Source organism: Proteus sp. G2673 (assembly GCF_009915125.1).
In the GTDB taxonomy this organism is placed as follows: Bacteria; Pseudomonadota; Gammaproteobacteria; order Enterobacterales; family Enterobacteriaceae; genus Proteus; species Proteus penneri.
The window spans coordinates 511,396-527,949 of sequence record NZ_JAABLT010000024.1; the positions used below are offsets into that span (position 1 = coordinate 511,396).

At 39.2% G+C, this 16,554-nt stretch carries 13 protein-coding genes, 1 rRNA gene, 1 pseudogene and 1 other annotated feature; of the genes and pseudogenes, 11 read left to right on the forward strand and 4 right to left on the reverse strand.

What is annotated here, in order from left to right:
- Positions 1 to 100 precede the first annotated feature (100 nt).
- From rpsP to tyrA, 6 genes are all read left to right on the forward strand, one after another.
- Positions 101 to 349 (forward strand): 30S ribosomal protein S16, encoded by a 249-nt coding sequence (gene rpsP, locus GWI59_RS17270; protein WP_004244772.1) that lies wholly within the window; start codon positions 101 to 103, stop codon positions 347 to 349.
- A gap of 18 nt (positions 350 to 367) precedes the next feature.
- Positions 368 to 913, forward strand: coding sequence for a ribosome maturation factor RimM (gene rimM, locus GWI59_RS17275; protein ID WP_006534751.1), 546 nt, complete (start codon positions 368 to 370; stop codon positions 911 to 913).
- 38 nt (positions 914 to 951) lie between these two features.
- On the forward strand, positions 952 to 1,704 hold the full coding sequence (gene trmD, locus GWI59_RS17280; RefSeq protein WP_006534750.1) for a tRNA (guanosine(37)-N1)-methyltransferase TrmD: 753 nt from the start codon (positions 952 to 954) through the stop codon (positions 1,702 to 1,704).
- 52 nt (positions 1,705 to 1,756) lie between these two features.
- Positions 1,757 to 2,110, forward strand: a complete 354-nt coding sequence (rplS, locus tag GWI59_RS17285; protein WP_006534749.1) for a 50S ribosomal protein L19 — start codon at positions 1,757 to 1,759, stop codon at positions 2,108 to 2,110.
- A gap of 406 nt (positions 2,111 to 2,516) precedes the next feature.
- On the forward strand, positions 2,517 to 3,611 hold the full coding sequence (locus tag GWI59_RS17290; RefSeq protein ID WP_109848498.1) for a 3-deoxy-7-phosphoheptulonate synthase: 1,095 nt from the start codon (positions 2,517 to 2,519) through the stop codon (positions 3,609 to 3,611).
- A gap of 26 nt (positions 3,612 to 3,637) precedes the next feature.
- The gene (gene tyrA, locus GWI59_RS17295) at positions 3,638 to 4,762 is read left to right on the forward strand and encodes a bifunctional chorismate mutase/prephenate dehydrogenase (protein ID WP_161725169.1); all 1,125 of its coding nucleotides are present in this window, start codon (positions 3,638 to 3,640) and stop codon (positions 4,760 to 4,762) included.
- A gap of 78 nt (positions 4,763 to 4,840) precedes the next feature.
- Here tyrA and GWI59_RS17570 read toward each other — a convergent pair.
- Positions 4,841 to 5,035, reverse strand: a pseudogene (locus tag GWI59_RS17570) (IS3 family transposase); the annotation flags it as partial.
- 603 nt (positions 5,036 to 5,638) lie between these two features.
- Here GWI59_RS17570 and GWI59_RS17305 point away from each other — a divergent pair.
- A complete protein-coding gene (locus GWI59_RS17305; RefSeq protein WP_006534743.1) occupies positions 5,639 to 6,979 on the forward strand; it encodes an anaerobic C4-dicarboxylate transporter in 1,341 nt (446 codons plus the stop codon).
- Between the two features lie 73 nt (positions 6,980 to 7,052).
- Here the strand turns inward: GWI59_RS17305 and pheA are convergent, their stop codons facing one another.
- The 3 genes from pheA to bamD form a co-directional block, all read right to left on the reverse strand.
- Complete coding sequence (gene pheA, locus GWI59_RS17310; RefSeq protein ID WP_161671424.1) at positions 7,053 to 8,210, reverse strand: bifunctional chorismate mutase/prephenate dehydratase; 1,158 nt, start codon at positions 8,208 to 8,210, stop codon at positions 7,053 to 7,055.
- Between the two features lie 35 nt (positions 8,211 to 8,245).
- Positions 8,246 to 8,362, reverse strand: a sequence feature (Phe leader region).
- A 154-nt stretch (positions 8,363 to 8,516) separates the two neighbouring features.
- Entirely contained in the window at positions 8,517 to 8,852 is a 336-nt protein-coding gene (raiA, locus tag GWI59_RS17315) for a ribosome-associated translation inhibitor RaiA (RefSeq protein WP_006534738.1), read from the reverse strand.
- 271 nt (positions 8,853 to 9,123) lie between these two features.
- On the reverse strand, positions 9,124 to 9,858 hold the full coding sequence (bamD, locus tag GWI59_RS17320; RefSeq protein ID WP_006534737.1) for an outer membrane protein assembly factor BamD: 735 nt from the start codon (positions 9,856 to 9,858) through the stop codon (positions 9,124 to 9,126).
- 135 nt (positions 9,859 to 9,993) lie between these two features.
- Here bamD and rluD point away from each other — a divergent pair, with 135 nt between their 5' ends.
- The 4 genes from rluD (at position 9,994) to GWI59_RS17340 (ending at position 16,532) form a co-directional block, all read left to right on the forward strand.
- Positions 9,994 to 10,971, forward strand: a complete 978-nt coding sequence (gene rluD, locus GWI59_RS17325; protein ID WP_006534736.1) for a 23S rRNA pseudouridine(1911/1915/1917) synthase RluD — start codon at positions 9,994 to 9,996, stop codon at positions 10,969 to 10,971.
- Positions 10,972 to 11,703 (forward strand): purine nucleoside phosphorylase YfiH, encoded by a 732-nt coding sequence (gene yfiH / locus GWI59_RS17330; RefSeq protein ID WP_115065150.1) that lies wholly within the window; start codon positions 10,972 to 10,974, stop codon positions 11,701 to 11,703.
- 145 nt (positions 11,704 to 11,848) lie between these two features.
- On the forward strand, positions 11,849 to 14,422 hold the full coding sequence (clpB, locus tag GWI59_RS17335; RefSeq protein ID WP_109848495.1) for an ATP-dependent chaperone ClpB: 2,574 nt from the start codon (positions 11,849 to 11,851) through the stop codon (positions 14,420 to 14,422).
- Positions 14,423 to 14,989: 567 nt separating this feature from the next.
- Positions 14,990 to 16,532, forward strand: a 16S ribosomal RNA gene (locus GWI59_RS17340).
- Positions 16,533 to 16,554 lie beyond the last annotated feature (22 nt).

The following is a 16,554-nucleotide window of genomic DNA, read 5'->3' on the forward strand; positions in this document are numbered from 1 at the left end:
TTTTTTCGCCAAAGTGAGTAAACTTTTCGGGCTTTTTATATGACAACCGGACTCCGTTCCTCGATGGCGTCTGGTTGTTTTATTAACTAATGAGGATGTTATGGTAACAATTCGTTTAGCTCGTGGCGGCGCAAAAAAGCGTCCGTTTTATCAAGTAGTAGTAACCGATAGTCGCAATGCGCGTGATGGTCGTTTTATTGAACGCGTAGGCTTTTATAACCCACTGGCAACCGGTAATGCAGAAGAATTACGTTTAGACGTAGACCGTGTTGAACACTGGGTTGCTCAAGGCGCAACTGTTTCAGAACGTGTTGCTGGCCTGATCAAATCAGCGAAGAAAAGCGCTTAATCTGTCGCGGTGGTAACAATGAGCGAACAAAAAACCTTAAAAGAGCCTGTAGAACCTATTGTTATGGGTAAGTTGGGCTCACCTTACGGGATCCGTGGTTGGCTCAGAGTTTTTTCTTCCACCGAACACGCCGAAAACATTTTTGAATATCAACCGTGGTTTATTCAGCGTCATGGACAGTGGGAAACCATTGAAATTGAAAGTTGGAAACATCACAACCAAGATATTATCGTCAAGCTAAAAGGTATTGATGACAGAGATGCGGCTAACTTCCTGACTAATTTTGAAATTGTCGTGAATGCTTCGCAACTTCCAGAACTTGAAGGTGAATATTACTGGAAAGATCTGATGGGTTGTCATGTGGAAACGGACAAAGGCTACGATCTGGGTGTCGTTACAGACATGATGGAAACGGGCTCAAATGATGTCATGGTGATTAAAGCGAATCTGAAAGATGCGTTCGGTATCGGGGAACGGTTAGTTCCGTTTCTTGATGGGCAGGTTATCAAGAAAGTCGATCTCTCAGCGAAAAAAATTATCGTTGATTGGGATCCTGGTTTTTAGATTATCCGGTTAACGGTTCTCAATAGTGGGACACTAAAATGTGGATTGGGGTAATTAGCCTATTTCCAGAAATGTTCCGCTCTATAACCGAGTACGGGGTGACTGGTCGGGCAGTGAAGCATGGTCTGCTCAATGTAGAATGTTGGAATCCCCGAGATTTTACATACGACAGACACAATACTGTTGATGATCGCCCATATGGCGGTGGTCCTGGTATGTTGATGATGGTTCAACCTTTAAGGGAAGCTATTCATCAAGCAAAAGCTGCGGCAGGTGATGGAGCAAAGGTGATTTATTTATCACCTCAGGGACGCAAACTCGATCAACAAGGAGTTTGTGAACTGGCAACAAATGAGAAGTTAATTCTGGTTTGTGGCCGGTATGAAGGTATAGATGAGCGCGTCATTCAGACTGAAATCGATGAAGAGTGGTCTGTTGGTGATTACGTATTAAGTGGTGGGGAACTACCTGCCATGATAATGATAGATGCAGTAGCGCGTTTTGTTCCGGGGGTTCTCGGACACGCAGCCTCTGCGAAAGAAGATTCTTTTGCTGAAGGTTTACTTGATCATCCTCACTATACTCGCCCAGAGGTTTTAGATGGTATGGAAGTTCCGGCTGTTTTACTGTCAGGAAACCATGCACATATTAATCGCTGGCGTATGAAACAATCACTGGGTCGAACCTGGCTAAGAAGACCTGAGCTTCTGGAAAGCCTAGCTCTGACTGACGAGCAAAGAGTGCTGTTAACAGAGTTCCAACGGGAACATCTGTCAGGAACAGCAGAGTAAGTCTGACACAAGATGTCATTAATATCAGTTTACCTAGGGTAAGAGAATTATTATGAGCAATATTATTAAACAAATCGAACAAGAACAGATGAAGCAAGATGTTCCTTCATTCCGTCCTGGTGATACTTTAGAAATTAAAGTATGGGTTGTTGAAGGTTCTAAAAAACGTCTGCAGGCATTCGAGGGCGTGGTTATCGCTATTCGTAACCGCGGTCTGCACTCTGCATTCACTGTTCGTAAAATTTCTAATGGCGAAGGTGTTGAGCGTGTATTCCAAACTCACTCTCCAGTCGTAGATAGCATCACTGTGAAACGTCGTGGTGCGGTTCGTCAAGCTAAACTGTACTACCTGCGTGAGCGTTCAGGTAAGGCTGCTCGTATCAAAGAGCGTCTTAACGCTAAATAATACGCTTTCGCACATCCGAAAGTTATTGTTAAAAGGTCAGCATTTGCTGACCTTTTTTATATCTCCCGATGTTGCAAATATTGTTTGTGAGTTTTTCATCTCTGTTGCCTCTATCTTCCTATCTTATTTATTATTCTTATATTGAGATTCATTAAAAGATAATCTGTAAATATATTATTACATTTTGGTGTTTTGGTTCAATGTTTATCACATTATCTTTATTCTATTTATTTATTATAACTTATTGTTATTTACTGTTTATTTTTGACCATTACCTTTTGTGTAATCATAAGTTTACGATTTTATCGAAAATGTCAAAAATATGGATTGATTTCTTTACATCGCATGTTATCTTATCTTTCAGACACACAAAAATCACAATGACAGATATAAAAAGGTAAAGATTATGATCATGCAAAAAGACGCACTCAATAATGTGAATATCAGCGAAGAGCTGGTTTTAATTACTCCAGAAGAGTTAAAACAAAAATACCCATTGAGTCGCAATGATCTGCATGCCATTGCTCAGTCACGTCAAACAATTTCTGAAATTGTCCAACGTCGTGATCCTCGCTTACTCGTGGTATGTGGGCCTTGTTCCATTCATGATATTGATGTTGCGTTAGATTACGCAAAACGTCTGAAAGTCTTAGCCTCTGAATTAAGTGATAGCCTGTACATTGTGATGCGTGTCTACTTTGAAAAACCTCGTACTACTGTTGGCTGGAAAGGTTTAATCAGCGATCCATTTATGGATGGCAGCTTTGAAATGGAAAAAGGATTACATATTGCCCGTAAGTTATTGACTGAACTAGTGCAATTAGGTTTGCCTTTAGCAACAGAAGCGTTAGATCCTAACAATCCACAATACTTAGGTGATTTATTTAGTTGGTCTGCTATTGGAGCCAGAACAACAGAATCTCAGACTCACCGTGAAATGGCATCGGGGCTTTCAATGCCAGTTGGATTTAAAAATGGTACAGATGGTAATCTAGATACTGCAATTAACGCGATGAAAGCGGCTTCTATGCCACATCGATTTATGGGAATTAATCAATCAGGGCAGGTTTGTTTATTGCAAACACAAGGTAACCCAGATGGTCATGTGATTTTACGTGGTGGTAAAACACCAAATTATCATGAAGAAGATGTTGCTCAGTGTGAAGCTCAGATGGTAAAAGCTGGATTAAAACCATCATTAATGATTGATTGTAGCCATGGTAATTCTAATAAAGATTTCCGTCGTCAAACGGCGGTAGTTGATTCAGTGATTGAGCAAATTACTAAAGGTAATGAATCTATCACTGGTATTATGTTAGAAAGTCACATTAATGAAGGCAATCAATCGTCAGAGCAGCCTCGCAGTGAAATGAAATACGGTGTCTCAGTAACAGATGCATGTATTAGTTGGGAAACAACGGAATCAGTGTTAAGAAATTTACATGCTCAACTTTCCCCGATTCTGGCTCAGCGTGAAGCACAGTTAAAAAAAGTTAGTTAATCATAAATAAAAAGAGGCAAGCATAGATGGCTGAAGAATTACAAAATTTGCGTGAGCAAATTGATCAGGTAGATAAATCACTGCTTTCTTTACTCGCAAAAAGAATGCAACTTGTAGCTGAAGTGGGAGAAGTTAAAAACCGTTATGGCTTACCGATTTATGCACCTGATAGAGAGGCCTCTATGCTTGCTTCTCGTCGTAATGATGCTCAAATGATGGGGATTTCCCCAGATTTGATTGAAGATGTGTTACGCCGAGTAATGAGAGAATCCTATACTAAAGAGAATGATAAGGGATTTAAAACGCTTAATCCTCAATTGGGTAAAATCGTTATTGTGGGCGGAAATGGGAAAATGGGTAAACTATTTTCTCGTTTGTTTACACTCTCTGGTTATCAAGTTGAAAGCTTAGAAGCTGATGAATGGCAAACTAAATCACCTGCTATTTTTGATAATGCAGGAATGGTAATAATTAGTGTACCTATCCATTTAACCGTTGAGGTTATTGAGAAGCTTCCTCCTTTACCTGAAAGTTGTTTGTTAGTGGATCTCGCTTCTATTAAAAAACAACCTTTAGATGCAATGTTAAAAGCACATAGTGGGCCAGTTTTAGGTCTTCATCCAATGTTTGGCCCTGATGTGCCCAGTTTAGCAAAGCAGGTTGTGGCTTATTGTGAAGGACGAAATCATCAAAAATTTGAATGGTTGTTAGAGCAATTAATGGTATGGGGAGCAAGAATTGAGGCGATTACGCCGGAAGAGCATGATAAAAATATGAGTTTTATTCAAGCACTTCGACACTTTACAACCTTTGCTTACGGCCAGCATTTAGCAAAAGAAAAAGTTGATTTAGCCAGTTTACTGCGGCTTTCATCTCCTATTTACCGGTTAGAATTGGCAATGATAGGGCGCCTATTTGCTCAGGATCCACAACTTTATGCTGATATTATTTTGTCATCGAAAGAGAATATTGAATTAATTCGTCGATATCATCAGTCATTAGGTCAAGCTATCGATTTATTAGATATAAATGCAAAGAGTGAATTTGTTCATTCGTTTAATAACGTGAGTTATTGGTTTGGTGATTATGCTTCTCAATTTATGAAAGAAAGTGGAATCTTATTACAAAAAGCAAATGATAGCCGAATATAATTTAAAGCTTCATTTTATAAAAAAACAGTCAATTAATTGTGTGAAGTGAACTGACTCTAGTTTATTGGACTGTTTAAATTAGTTAGATAAAGACTGAGTTCGGTATTGAACTGGACTCAGTCCTTTTAATTTTATCTTGATCCTTTCAGTATTGTAATACTTGATATATTCATAAAGTTCTTCTTCTAATTCATCTACATCTCTAAATTATTTAGTATAAAAATATTCTGTTTTTAATATGCCAAAAAAATTCTCTATTACTGCATTATCTAATAATCCTTAGGATTAGGACATGGGCTAACAGTACAATGAAGCTGGTTTATCGAACTTACTGTTACTTCAGAATAAGAAATTTGTGATGCATAAGCATTTGCTGTGAAAAAAATAAAAATTACATTTAAAATCAATAATATAAATTTATTCATATAACCATCCTATTTATGCTTAAAGCATAATTCTATTTTATCTAACAACCTCTCTGGTATTTCATAAGAAGTAAACCAATCATGTATACGTTATATCGGAAAAGTAAGTGATTAAACTTCTATTTTTAATAGGATTTTAATGTTTTTTGATAATTGGAAATTATTAATTTTTATATACAGTAATGTCTTGTTATTTAATTGTTATTACTTGGTTTAATTACATAATAATTAATGTTCAATATTGTCTCTTCGTTAAAAGTTATTTGTTGATGAGATCTTAAAACTGAATGAAATTGAAAGGTATTATGTAAACTATAACAATGATCAAAAAAATGATTATAACAATTATCGTAAATTATATTTTATAGACTCTTTTTTTTGCAAGAAGTGCTAAAAATTCAATTGTATTATTTTTTATTTATATTCCGACGTGTTTTTCAAGGGGTAATTTATGGATTTTTTAATACAACTCGCCATTATATTAGTGTGTCTATTTTATGGGGCTAGGAAGGGCGGAATTGCATTAGGTTTATTAGGTGGTGTAGGTCTAGTTATTTTAGTTTTTGTTTTTAATCTCCCTCCGGGAAAACCACCTGTTGATGTAATGTTAGTTATTATTGCCGTTGTTTCTGCATCAGCAACATTACAAGCATCTGGTGGATTAGATGTTATGTTGCAAATAGCAGAAAAATTATTACGAAAAAATCCCAAATATATTTCTATTGTTGCACCACTCGTAACTTGTACTCTTACAATATTATGTGGTACTGGGCATGTTGTTTATACTATATTGCCAATTATCTATGATGTGTCGATAAAAAATAATATTCGCCCTGAAAGACCAATGGCAGCAAGTACAATCGGTTCGCAAATGGGGATTATTGCAAGCCCCGTTTCCGTTGCCGTTGTTACATTAGTCGCAATGCTCGGTGATGTGACTTTTAATGGTAAACACCTTGAATTTTTAGACTTATTGGCAATTACTATACCTTCTACTTTTATCGGTATTTTAGCCATTGGTATCTTTAGCTGGTTTAGAGGAAAAGACTTAGATAAAGACCAACGTTTCCAAGAGTTTGTTTCAGTTCCTGAAAACCATGATTATGTTTATGGAGATACAGCGACACTTCTAGATAAAAAGCTCCCTATGAAAAACTGGGTGGCAATGTGGATATTTTTAGGTGCAATTGCTGTTGTTGCAATATTAGGTGCTTTTTCTGAAATACGTCCTGTATTTAATGGCAAACCGTTATCTATGGTGCTCGTTATTCAGATGTTTATGTTATTAGCAGGCGCATCAATTATTATTATCTGTAAAACCAATCCGTCTCTTATATCTAAAAATGAAGTATTCCGTTCAGGGATGATAGCAATTGTTGCTGTATATGGTATTGCTTGGATGGCAGAAACCATGTTCTCTGCACATATGAAAGAAATAGAAGCAGCATTAGGACAATTAGTACGAGAATATCCTTGGGCTTATGCCGTTGTCTTACTATTGGTATCTAAGTTTGTTAACTCTCAAGCGGCAGCTTTAGCTGCAATTGTTCCTTTAGCACTGGGTATTGGTGTTGATCCTGCTTATATCATTGCATCGGCACCTGCTTGTTACGGTTATTATATTCTGCCAACTTATCCTAGTGACTTAGCGGCAATTCAATTTGACCGTTCTGGTACAACTCGAATAGGGCGTTTTGTTATTAACCATAGCTTTATTTTACCAGGGTTAATTGGTGTAACCGTTTCCTGTGTCTTTGGCTGGGTATTTGCTGCGATGTATGGTTTCTTATAATTAATTTTAAAATAAGAGCCAAAAAGAAAAGCCAGATAGTTATATGCTATTTGGCTTTTATCTGCGAGTGAGTTTATTTTACTTCAACAGGAACAACATTTTCTGAAGGGTAACAGCCTAGTATTTTTAATGAACGTGTTGTTTGTGATAAATCGTGTAAGGCCTTTTGCATATTGATGTCACGTAAATTTGCTTGAACATCAATATAAAACATCTCTTCCCAAGGTGTGCCATTAATAGGACGAGATTCAAGTTTTGTCATAATAATGTCGTATTTTTTTAAAATCATTAATGCATCAACTAATGCACCTGCTTGTTGTCCTGTTGCCATTAAGAAGGTTGTTTTAGCAGGTACTTGCTCTGAAACATCTATGGCTTTTCGTGCAATAACAATAAAGCGTGTTACGTTTATTTGCTGGTTTGCTAAATTATTAGCTAAAGGTTTTAAACCATAAAGAGAGCCACCAGCTTCACTACCAATAGCCGCAATATGTGGCGATTGTGCGAGAGCCACTTTTTCCATTGCAGCGGCGGTACTTTCACAGTATTCAATTTTCCAGTTTGGATACTGGTTTAAATAATGGCTACATTGTTGGAAGGGTTGAGGGTGACTATAAATAGTTTGCAATTCTTCTGTACTGCTATCAACACTTGTTAAAAGCGCATGATTAATAGGGATGCGAATTTCACCAACAATAGAGATTGATGTTGTTTGCAATAAATCGTAAACATCATTAATTGCGCCCGAACTAGTATTTTCAATGGGCAGTAAACCGTAATCAGCTTGACCTGTATCGACAAGTGTAAAAATGTCATCAAATTTCTGACAAGTGCAATCAACGTAGGTATCAAAATGGCGGGCTGCATATTGACGGGCAGCAATATGTGAATAAGAACCTTTAGGTCCTAAATAAGCAATTCTGGCTGATTCATTGGGGGTTGCATTAAGATGTTGTTGTAGAATGGCTTGTTGCGTTAATACAGAGTCTTCAATGATCATTTGAAAAATACGACTAATATAAAAACCATCTAGCCCAACTTTTTTTCCTTTCTCAATTAATAAATCAAGTAATTCACGCTCACGATTTTTATCTCTAATAGGGCGATGTGTATTCAATTTAAATTGAGCTACGTCAGCAGATAATTGGCGTCTGTTTGCTAACAACGTTAGTAATTCTGAATCTAACGTTGTAATTTTATCTCTGATTGCTAATAAATCGAGTTTTTCCATGTTTAAGCCCTATACCGTTATGTCATACCATCATAAATAAAAAAGCCTCCAACTTGGAGGCTATTGTCGTTCTTACTTTTCTTTCTGAAATGACAAAGCCTCTTAATGAAAGAGTAGAAAGAAAAAGAAGAAAGGCAAATGTGGATATTTGTTCATTATATTGATTGGTAAATTATTTAACATATCGCTATCAAACATGATGATGTGAAAGGAGTCAAGAAAAATACAACAAAAAGCGCATCACGAGGATGCGCAGAGGCGTTTTGAGTCAGTGATTTATTCTAATTTTTAATCTTGCTTTACTATTTACATTTCATCGACAAGTAAATTCTCTTCTTTCAGGCTGTTATTCGCCCGGCGAGATTCATTTTTATGCTGAACTTTGTTTAATTGACGTTCAAGTTTTGCGAGTAAGTCATTAATTGCAACATACATATCGGCGTGTTGTGCATTAGCGACCAATTGCCCATTTGGAGTATGAATGCTGGCATCAACACTAAAACCCTTAGGATCTTTCGTAAGAATAATATGAGGATTGATTAAATTCACCTGCCATTTATTAAGTTTAGTTAGACGGCTTTCAATGTGTTCTCGTAGTGCTGGGGTAATTTCCATTTGTTTGCTAGTAATATTTATAATCATATAGTTACCTCTTTATTACTCCATCTTCGATAAATTCAGAATATCGTGATACACAATTTAAAACATGATCAAAATCACTTTTTGTTAGATGTATGTGTAACTAGTAATAAAAACGTGACAAATGATAAATAGCTGAAAAAGACCGCTTGTTAAGTTGTATTTATTCGGTCATATTAGGAAGGTTGGGCTGATGAAAAGTAAAGACAATTTAGCTAGCAAAGAATAAAAAAACAGCAGCGATAAGCTGCTGTTTTTGATAGTGAGGCTTTAATTAGGCTGGATTGGCTGCAATCAGTGAAGCTACTTTTTCTGCTTCTTGTGTCAGACCTAATTCTTTATAAGCGTTTTCCATATAAACAAGCGCGTCGCGAGTGGCTTGTGTATCAGGATAATCACGCATCATTTGCTCTACTCTATTAATAACCGCGACATAAGCCCCTCGTTTAGTATAGAATTTTGCAACAGAAAGCTCATACTTCGCTAAACGGTTTTTAAGAAAGACAAGACGTTTAGTTGCATCAGCGGCATAAAGGCTGTCTGGATAGTAGCGAACTAATTGACTAAAATCTTTGAATGCTACAATAGCATGTTGAGGATCACGGTCTGAACGATCAATACCAAAGAACCCTTGTAATGCACTATCATCTAATGCCTGAGCCGTTAAGCCACGCATATAAAGAACATAGTCGATATTAGGATGGGTTGGATTTAATCGCATAAAACGGTCGATTGCCGAAATCGCCATTGGTAGTTCCGCTGATTTATAATAAGCATAAATCAGATCGAGTTGAACTTGTTGCGAGTAAGGGCCAAAAGGATAGCGATTATCGAGAGACTCTAATTGTTTGATAGCCGCTCCATAATTGCCATCTAGCAATTTTTCCTGACTGGTTGAGTAAAGCTCAGAAGGCGACATATCGGCAGTAGCGTCTTTGTCTGAACTCGAACAGCCAGCAAGTAACAGGCTTACAGTGGCCGCTGCCACTAGGTATTTAATGCGTCTCATCACGTATTGATTATCCTCTGAATAGGTTTGGGGAGTCTCTCCGTGAAGCTCCCCTGAAATCGGTTACACTATAACTCATTTTAAATGAAACGGCTGTGCCGTCAAAACACTAACTTAATTAATAGAAAATTATTTATGTCTCAACAAATACGACTTAATGCTACAGTCGCAGATTCACAGCTGGGTCAACGCTTAGATCAGGCTTTGGCCGAAATGTTCCCTGATTATTCAAGATCTCGTATAAAAGAGTGGATCTTAGACAATAGAGTGCAGGTTAACGATAAAATCATCAATAAGCCAAAAGAAAAAATGCTTGGCGGTGAAAAAATTGAAATCGATGCCTTAATTGAAGAGGATGTTCGCTGGGAGCCTCAGAATATTCCGTTAAATATCGTTTATGAAGATGATGATATTTTAGTTATCAATAAGCCAAGAGATCTTGTTGTACATCCTGGTGCGGGTAACCCTGATGGCACCGTATTAAACGCATTACTTTATCGTTATCCAGAGATTGCTAATGTACCTCGTGCTGGTATTGTCCATCGTTTGGATAAAGATACAACAGGTTTAATGGTTGTTGCAAAAACAGTTCCTGCTCAAACGCATTTAGTCGAAGCTTTACAACGTCGTGAAATCACGCGTGAGTATGAAGCGGTTGCAACAGGAAGAATGACAGCAGGAGGATTAGTGAATGAACCTATTTCTCGACATCCAACTAAACGTACACATATGGCTGTACACCCAATGGGTAAACCTGCAGTAACACATTATCGTGTTATGGAGCATTTCCGTGCTCATACACGTTTGCGTTTACGTTTAGAAACCGGTCGTACTCACCAAATTCGTGTTCATATGGCACATATACATCATGCTTTAATTGGTGATCAGCTTTATGCAGGAAGACCTCGCCCTTTAAAAGGGGCTTCAGATGAATTACGAGAAACGTTACGTTTATTTGATAGACAAGCTTTGCACGCAACGATGCTACGTCTTTATCATCCAATAACAGGTATTGAAATGGAATGGCATGCACCATTACCTGATGATATGGTTAAGCTTATCGATGTGCTAAAAGCTGACGTTGAACAGTTTAAAGATGAAATGGATTGGTAAATGACTTCATTGGTTTTTCCAGATTGGCCACAGCCTGAAAATATTGGGTCTTGCAGTACCTTGAGAGAGGGGGGGGTTAGTCTGCCACCTTATAATAGCCTCAATCTAGGTGCTCATGTTGGTGATAAATTATCTGATGTTGAAGAAAATAGACGCAGACTTTGTCAGCAAGCTCAACTGCCTGAAATGCCATTATGGCTTGAACAAGTTCATGGTACCCATGTTGTTACGCTAAATACTGAGAAAAATAATGAAGTACGAGGTGATGCCCTTTATACCGCTACTGAGAAAAAAGTTTGTGCAATTATGACGGCAGATTGCCTACCTGTTCTTTTTACAACTATTGATGGAACAGAAGTTGGCGCAGCTCATGGTGGATGGCGAGGGCTTTGCCATGGTGTATTACAAAATACACTAGCGAAGTTTAAAGCACCAAAACATCAAATAATGGCATGGTTAGGGCCAGCAATTGGGCCAACTGCTTTTGAGGTAGGCTCTGAAGTCCGTTTGGCCTTTATTGAAAAAAATAAGGCCTTTGATCCTGCATTTATTCCTCATAATGGTAAATATTTAGCTAATATCTATATGTTAGCGAGAATAATTTTACAGGAAAATGGGGTAACTCAGATTTACGGTGGTAATTTCTGTACTGTGACAGAGAAATCGCGTTTCTTTTCATATAGACGCGAACAGATAACAGGTCGAATGGCGTCATTAATCTGGATTAAATAAACTTCTCTTAACCGTTTTTCTCACTTATCTCAAATACTGATAAATATTTTTGCTCAAAATTTTTATTTTGAGCTTGAATATTGTCAAAATGACCTCATCTATTCTCCAGTTACGAATTTTACTTTAAATTTTACTTGGAGGTGTTATGCGTCTGGATAAATTAACCAATAAATTCCAGCAAGCTCTCGCAGACGCCCAGTCATTGGCACTTGGGAACGATAATCAATTTATAGAACCCATACATTTACTGAGTGCGTTATTTAATCAACAAGGTGGCTCAATTCGCCCTTTATTAACATCTGTAGGTGTTAATGCATCGCAATTTAATGAGCGAATTAATGATGCTTTATCTCGATTACCTAAAGTCGAAGGTGCTGGTGGAGAGGTTCATCCCTCAAATGATTTAATTAAACACCTTAATTTGTGCGATAAGTTGGCACAGAAAAAAGGTGACGAATTTATTTCGTCAGAGCTCTTTCTTTTAGCTGCCATGGAAACGGGTGGTCAAGTTGCTGACATGCTAAAAGCGGCCGGAGCGAATAAAGCGACTCTTGAGATAGCGATTGAAAAAATACGTGGTGGAGAAACAGTGAACGATCAAAATGCAGAAGACCAACGTCAGGCATTGAAAAAATATACTGTGGATTTAACGGAAAGAGCAGAACAAGGCAAACTCGATCCTGTTATTGGTCGTGATGAAGAAATAAGAAGAACCATTCAAGTTTTACAACGTCGTACTAAAAACAACCCTGTACTTATTGGTGAGCCGGGTGTAGGTAAAACGGCGATTGTTGAAGGTTTGGCTCAACGCATTGTTAATGGTGAAGTCCCTGAAGGTTTAAAGAATAAGCGCGTACTTTCCTTAGATATGGGCTCGTTATTAGCAGGTGCTAAATATCGTGGTGAGTTTGAAGAGCGTTTAAAAGCTGTTTTAAATGATTTATCTAAACAGGAAGGCAGTGTCATTCTGTTTATTGATGAATTACATACAATGGTTGGTGCAGGTAAAGCCGACGGTGCTATGGATGCGGGAAATATGCTAAAGCCTGCATTAGCTCGTGGTGAATTACACTGTGTGGGGGCAACAACACTTGACGAATATCGTCAATACATTGAAAAAGATGCTGCATTAGAGCGTCGTTTCCAAAAAGTGTATGTGGCTGAGCCTACAGTTGAAGATACTATTGCTATTTTACGTGGTCTAAAAGAACGTTATGAACTTCATCATCATGTTCAAATTACAGACCCAGCTATCGTTGCAGCTGCGACTTTATCTCATCGCTATATTTCTGACCGTATGTTGCCAGATAAAGCAATTGATTTAATTGATGAAGCGGGTGCAAGCCTACGTATGCAGATGGATTCAAAACCAGAAGCACTAGATAGACTTGATAGACGTATCATTCAGCTCAAACTTGAACAACAGGCACTGCAAAAAGAGTCTGATGATGCAAGTAAAAAACGTTTAGAGATGCTAAATGAAGAACTTGCTGAGAAAGAGAAAGAGTATTCTGTTTTAGAAGAAGAGTGGAAAGCTGAAAAAGCAGAGCTTACTGGCACTCAACATATTAAATCTGAATTAGAGCAGGCTCGTATTGCTTTAGAGCAGGCTCGTCGTAGTGGTGATTTAGCGAAAATGTCGGAGATCCAATATGGACAAATCCCGACATTAGAAAAACAGCTTGCTGAAGCAAATAAAGCTGAAGATAAGCATATGAAGCTGTTACGTAATAAAGTCACTGATGCTGAAATCGCTGAAATTTTAGCGCGTTGGACAGGTATTCCTGTATCTAGAATGTTAGAAGGGGAACGTGAAAAACTGCTCAGAATGGAACAAGAGCTACATAGACGTGTTATTGGTCAGGCTGAGGCTGTAAGTGCAGTATCAAATGCGATCCGCCGTAGTCGTGCTGGGTTGTCTGATCCTAATCGCCCAATTGGTTCGTTCCTATTTTTAGGACCAACAGGGGTGGGTAAAACAGAATTATGTAAAGCATTAGCAAACTTCTTGTTTGATAGTGATGATGCAATGGTTCGTATCGACATGTCTGAGTTTATGGAAAAACACTCCGTTTCTCGTTTAGTGGGTGCGCCTCCAGGATATGTTGGTTACGAAGAAGGTGGATATTTAACAGAAGCAGTTCGTCGTCGTCCTTATTCAGTCATCTTATTAGATGAAGTTGAAAAAGCGCATCCAGACGTATTTAATATCTTATTGCAAGTATTGGATGATGGTCGTTTAACGGATGGACAAGGTAGAACAGTCGACTTTCGTAATACAGTTGTGATTATGACATCGAACTTGGGCTCTGATTTAATTCAAGAACGTTTCGGGACAATTGATTATCCAGAAATGAAAACTATTGTGATGGATGTTGTTGGCCATCATTTCAGACCAGAGTTTATCAACCGTATTGATGAAGTTGTGGTATTCCATCCATTAGGCAAAGAAAACATTGCAGCGATTGCACAAATTCAGTTGCGTCGTTTATACCAGCGTTTAGAAGAGCGTGGTTATCACGTTACTATTACTGGGGCTGCATTAGAGAAATTGAGCGAAGTTGGATTCGACCCAATTTATGGTGCTCGTCCATTGAAACGGGCTATCCAGCAAGAGGTTGAAAACCCATTAGCTCAAGACATCTTGTCTGGTAAATTATTACCAGGTAAAGAGATTATCTTAGATTTGGACAATAATAAGATAATTGCAAAACAGTAATAGAGCATCCTCTCTATAGTAATAAGAGATGTCGTGAAACTGAAAAGAGGCTTATTTAAGCCTCTTTTTTATGCTCTTAATTTATAAATGAAGATTTAACCGTTAAATCGCTAAGAATCACAGATAAAATTGAAACTTTTTTAAACAAACGATGTCTATTTTTTATACCAATATGGGGTGTTTGCTTATAAAGCATTCGCTTGGTAAGTTTTTTTAAAAAAACACTTGCGCTAATCCGAGATCTCCCTATAATGCGCATCCACTGACCGGCGATGAGCAAACAACAAGCCACGCAGGACGGTGAAGAGAAAAGAAAAAAGTTTGAAAAAACTCTTGACTCTTCAGAGGAATAGCGTAATATACGCATCCTCGCAACAACGCAGAAGACCGGAAACGGCAGCGAAGGTTGCACTGCTCTTTAACAAATTATCAGACAATCTGTGTGGGCACTCGCAGAGACGATATCTTCTAAAATATTAGATGTATCAAGTCTTGAAGAGTGAACAACAAAAGTAAATTCATTTATGAATAGCTAAGTTTTCGATTTCTTTGAGCATCAAACACTTTTAATTGAAGAGTTTGATCATGGCTCAGATTGAACGCTGGCGGCAGGCCTAACACATGCAAGTCGAGCGGTAACAGAAGAAAGCTTGCTTTCTTGCTGACGAGCGGCGGACGGGTGAGTAATGTATGGGGATCTGCCCGATAGAGGGGGATAACTACTGGAAACGGTGGCTAATACCGCATGACGTCTACGGACCAAAGCAGGGGCTCTTCGGACCTTGCGCTATCGGATGAACCCATATGGGATTAGCTAGTAGGTGAGGTAAAGGCTCACCTAGGCGACGATCTCTAGCTGGTCTGAGAGGATGATCAGCCACACTGGGACTGAGACACGGCCCAGACTCCTACGGGAGGCAGCAGTGGGGAATATTGCACAATGGGCGCAAGCCTGATGCAGCCATGCCGCGTGTATGAAGAAGGCCTTAGGGTTGTAAAGTACTTTCAGCGGGGAGGAAGGTGATAAAGTTAATACCTTTATCAATTGACGTTACCCGCAGAAGAAGCACCGGCTAACTCCGTGCCAGCAGCCGCGGTAATACGGAGGGTGCAAGCGTTAATCGGAATTACTGGGCGTAAAGCGCACGCAGGCGGTCAATTAAGTCAGATGTGAAAGCCCCGAGCTTAACTTGGGAATTGCATCTGAAACTGGTTGGCTAGAGTCTTGTAGAGGGGGGTAGAATTCCATGTGTAGCGGTGAAATGCGTAGAGATGTGGAGGAATACCGGTGGCGAAGGCGGCCCCCTGGACAAAGACTGACGCTCAGGTGCGAAAGCGTGGGGAGCAAACAGGATTAGATACCCTGGTAGTCCACGCTGTAAACGATGTCGATTTAGAGGTTGTGGTCTTGAACCGTGGCTTCTGGAGCTAACGCGTTAAATCGACCGCCTGGGGAGTACGGCCGCAAGGTTAAAACTCAAATGAATTGACGGGGGCCCGCACAAGCGGTGGAGCATGTGGTTTAATTCGATGCAACGCGAAGAACCTTACCTACTCTTGACATCCAGCGGATCCTTTAGAGATAGAGGAGTGCCTTCGGGAACGCTGAGACAGGTGCTGCATGGCTGTCGTCAGCTCGTGTTGTGAAATGTTGGGTTAAGTCCCGCAACGAGCGCAACCCTTATCCTTTGTTGCCAGCGCGTGATGGCGGGAACTCAAAGGAGACTGCCGGTGATAAACCGGAGGAAGGTGGGGATGACGTCAAGTCATCATGGCCCTTACGAGTAGGGCTACACACGTGCTACAATGGCAGATACAAAGAGAAGCGACCTCGCGAGAGCAAGCGGAACTCATAAAGTCTGTCGTAGTCCGGATTGGAGTCTGCAACTCGACTCCATGAAGTCGGAATCGCTAGTAATCGTAGATCAGAATGCTACGGTGAATACGTTCCCGGGCCTTGTACACACCGCCCGTCACACCATGGGAGTGGGTTGCAAAAGAAGTAGGTAGCTTAACCTTCGGGAGGGCGCTTACCACTTTGTGATTCATGACTGGGGTGAAGTCGTAACAAGGTAACCGTAGGGGAACCTGCGGTTGGATCACCTCCTTACCTAAGAGATACGTGTTATGTG

Excerpts from the sequence above, each read along its gene's own strand:
- rpsP (WP_004244772.1), top strand. The coding sequence starts at position 101 with ATGGTAACAATTCGTTTAGCTCGTGGCGGCGCAAAAAAGCGTCCGTTT.
- rimM (WP_006534751.1), top strand. The coding sequence starts at position 368 with ATGAGCGAACAAAAAACCTTAAAAGAGCCTGTAGAACCTATTGTTATG.
- trmD (WP_006534750.1), top strand. The coding sequence starts at position 952 with ATGTGGATTGGGGTAATTAGCCTATTTCCAGAAATGTTCCGCTCTATA.
- rplS (WP_006534749.1), top strand. The coding sequence starts at position 1,757 with ATGAGCAATATTATTAAACAAATCGAACAAGAACAGATGAAGCAAGAT.
- GWI59_RS17290 (WP_109848498.1), top strand. The coding sequence starts at position 2,517 with ATGATCATGCAAAAAGACGCACTCAATAATGTGAATATCAGCGAAGAG.
- tyrA (WP_161725169.1), top strand. The coding sequence starts at position 3,638 with ATGGCTGAAGAATTACAAAATTTGCGTGAGCAAATTGATCAGGTAGAT.
- GWI59_RS17305 (WP_006534743.1), top strand. The coding sequence starts at position 5,639 with ATGGATTTTTTAATACAACTCGCCATTATATTAGTGTGTCTATTTTAT.
- pheA (WP_161671424.1), bottom strand. The coding sequence starts at position 8,210 with ATGGAAAAACTCGATTTATTAGCAATCAGAGATAAAATTACAACGTTA.
- raiA (WP_006534738.1), bottom strand. The coding sequence starts at position 8,852 with ATGATTATAAATATTACTAGCAAACAAATGGAAATTACCCCAGCACTA.
- bamD (WP_006534737.1), bottom strand. The coding sequence starts at position 9,858 with ATGAGACGCATTAAATACCTAGTGGCAGCGGCCACTGTAAGCCTGTTA.
- rluD (WP_006534736.1), top strand. The coding sequence starts at position 9,994 with ATGTCTCAACAAATACGACTTAATGCTACAGTCGCAGATTCACAGCTG.
- yfiH (WP_115065150.1), top strand. The coding sequence starts at position 10,972 with ATGACTTCATTGGTTTTTCCAGATTGGCCACAGCCTGAAAATATTGGG.
- clpB (WP_109848495.1), top strand. The coding sequence starts at position 11,849 with ATGCGTCTGGATAAATTAACCAATAAATTCCAGCAAGCTCTCGCAGAC.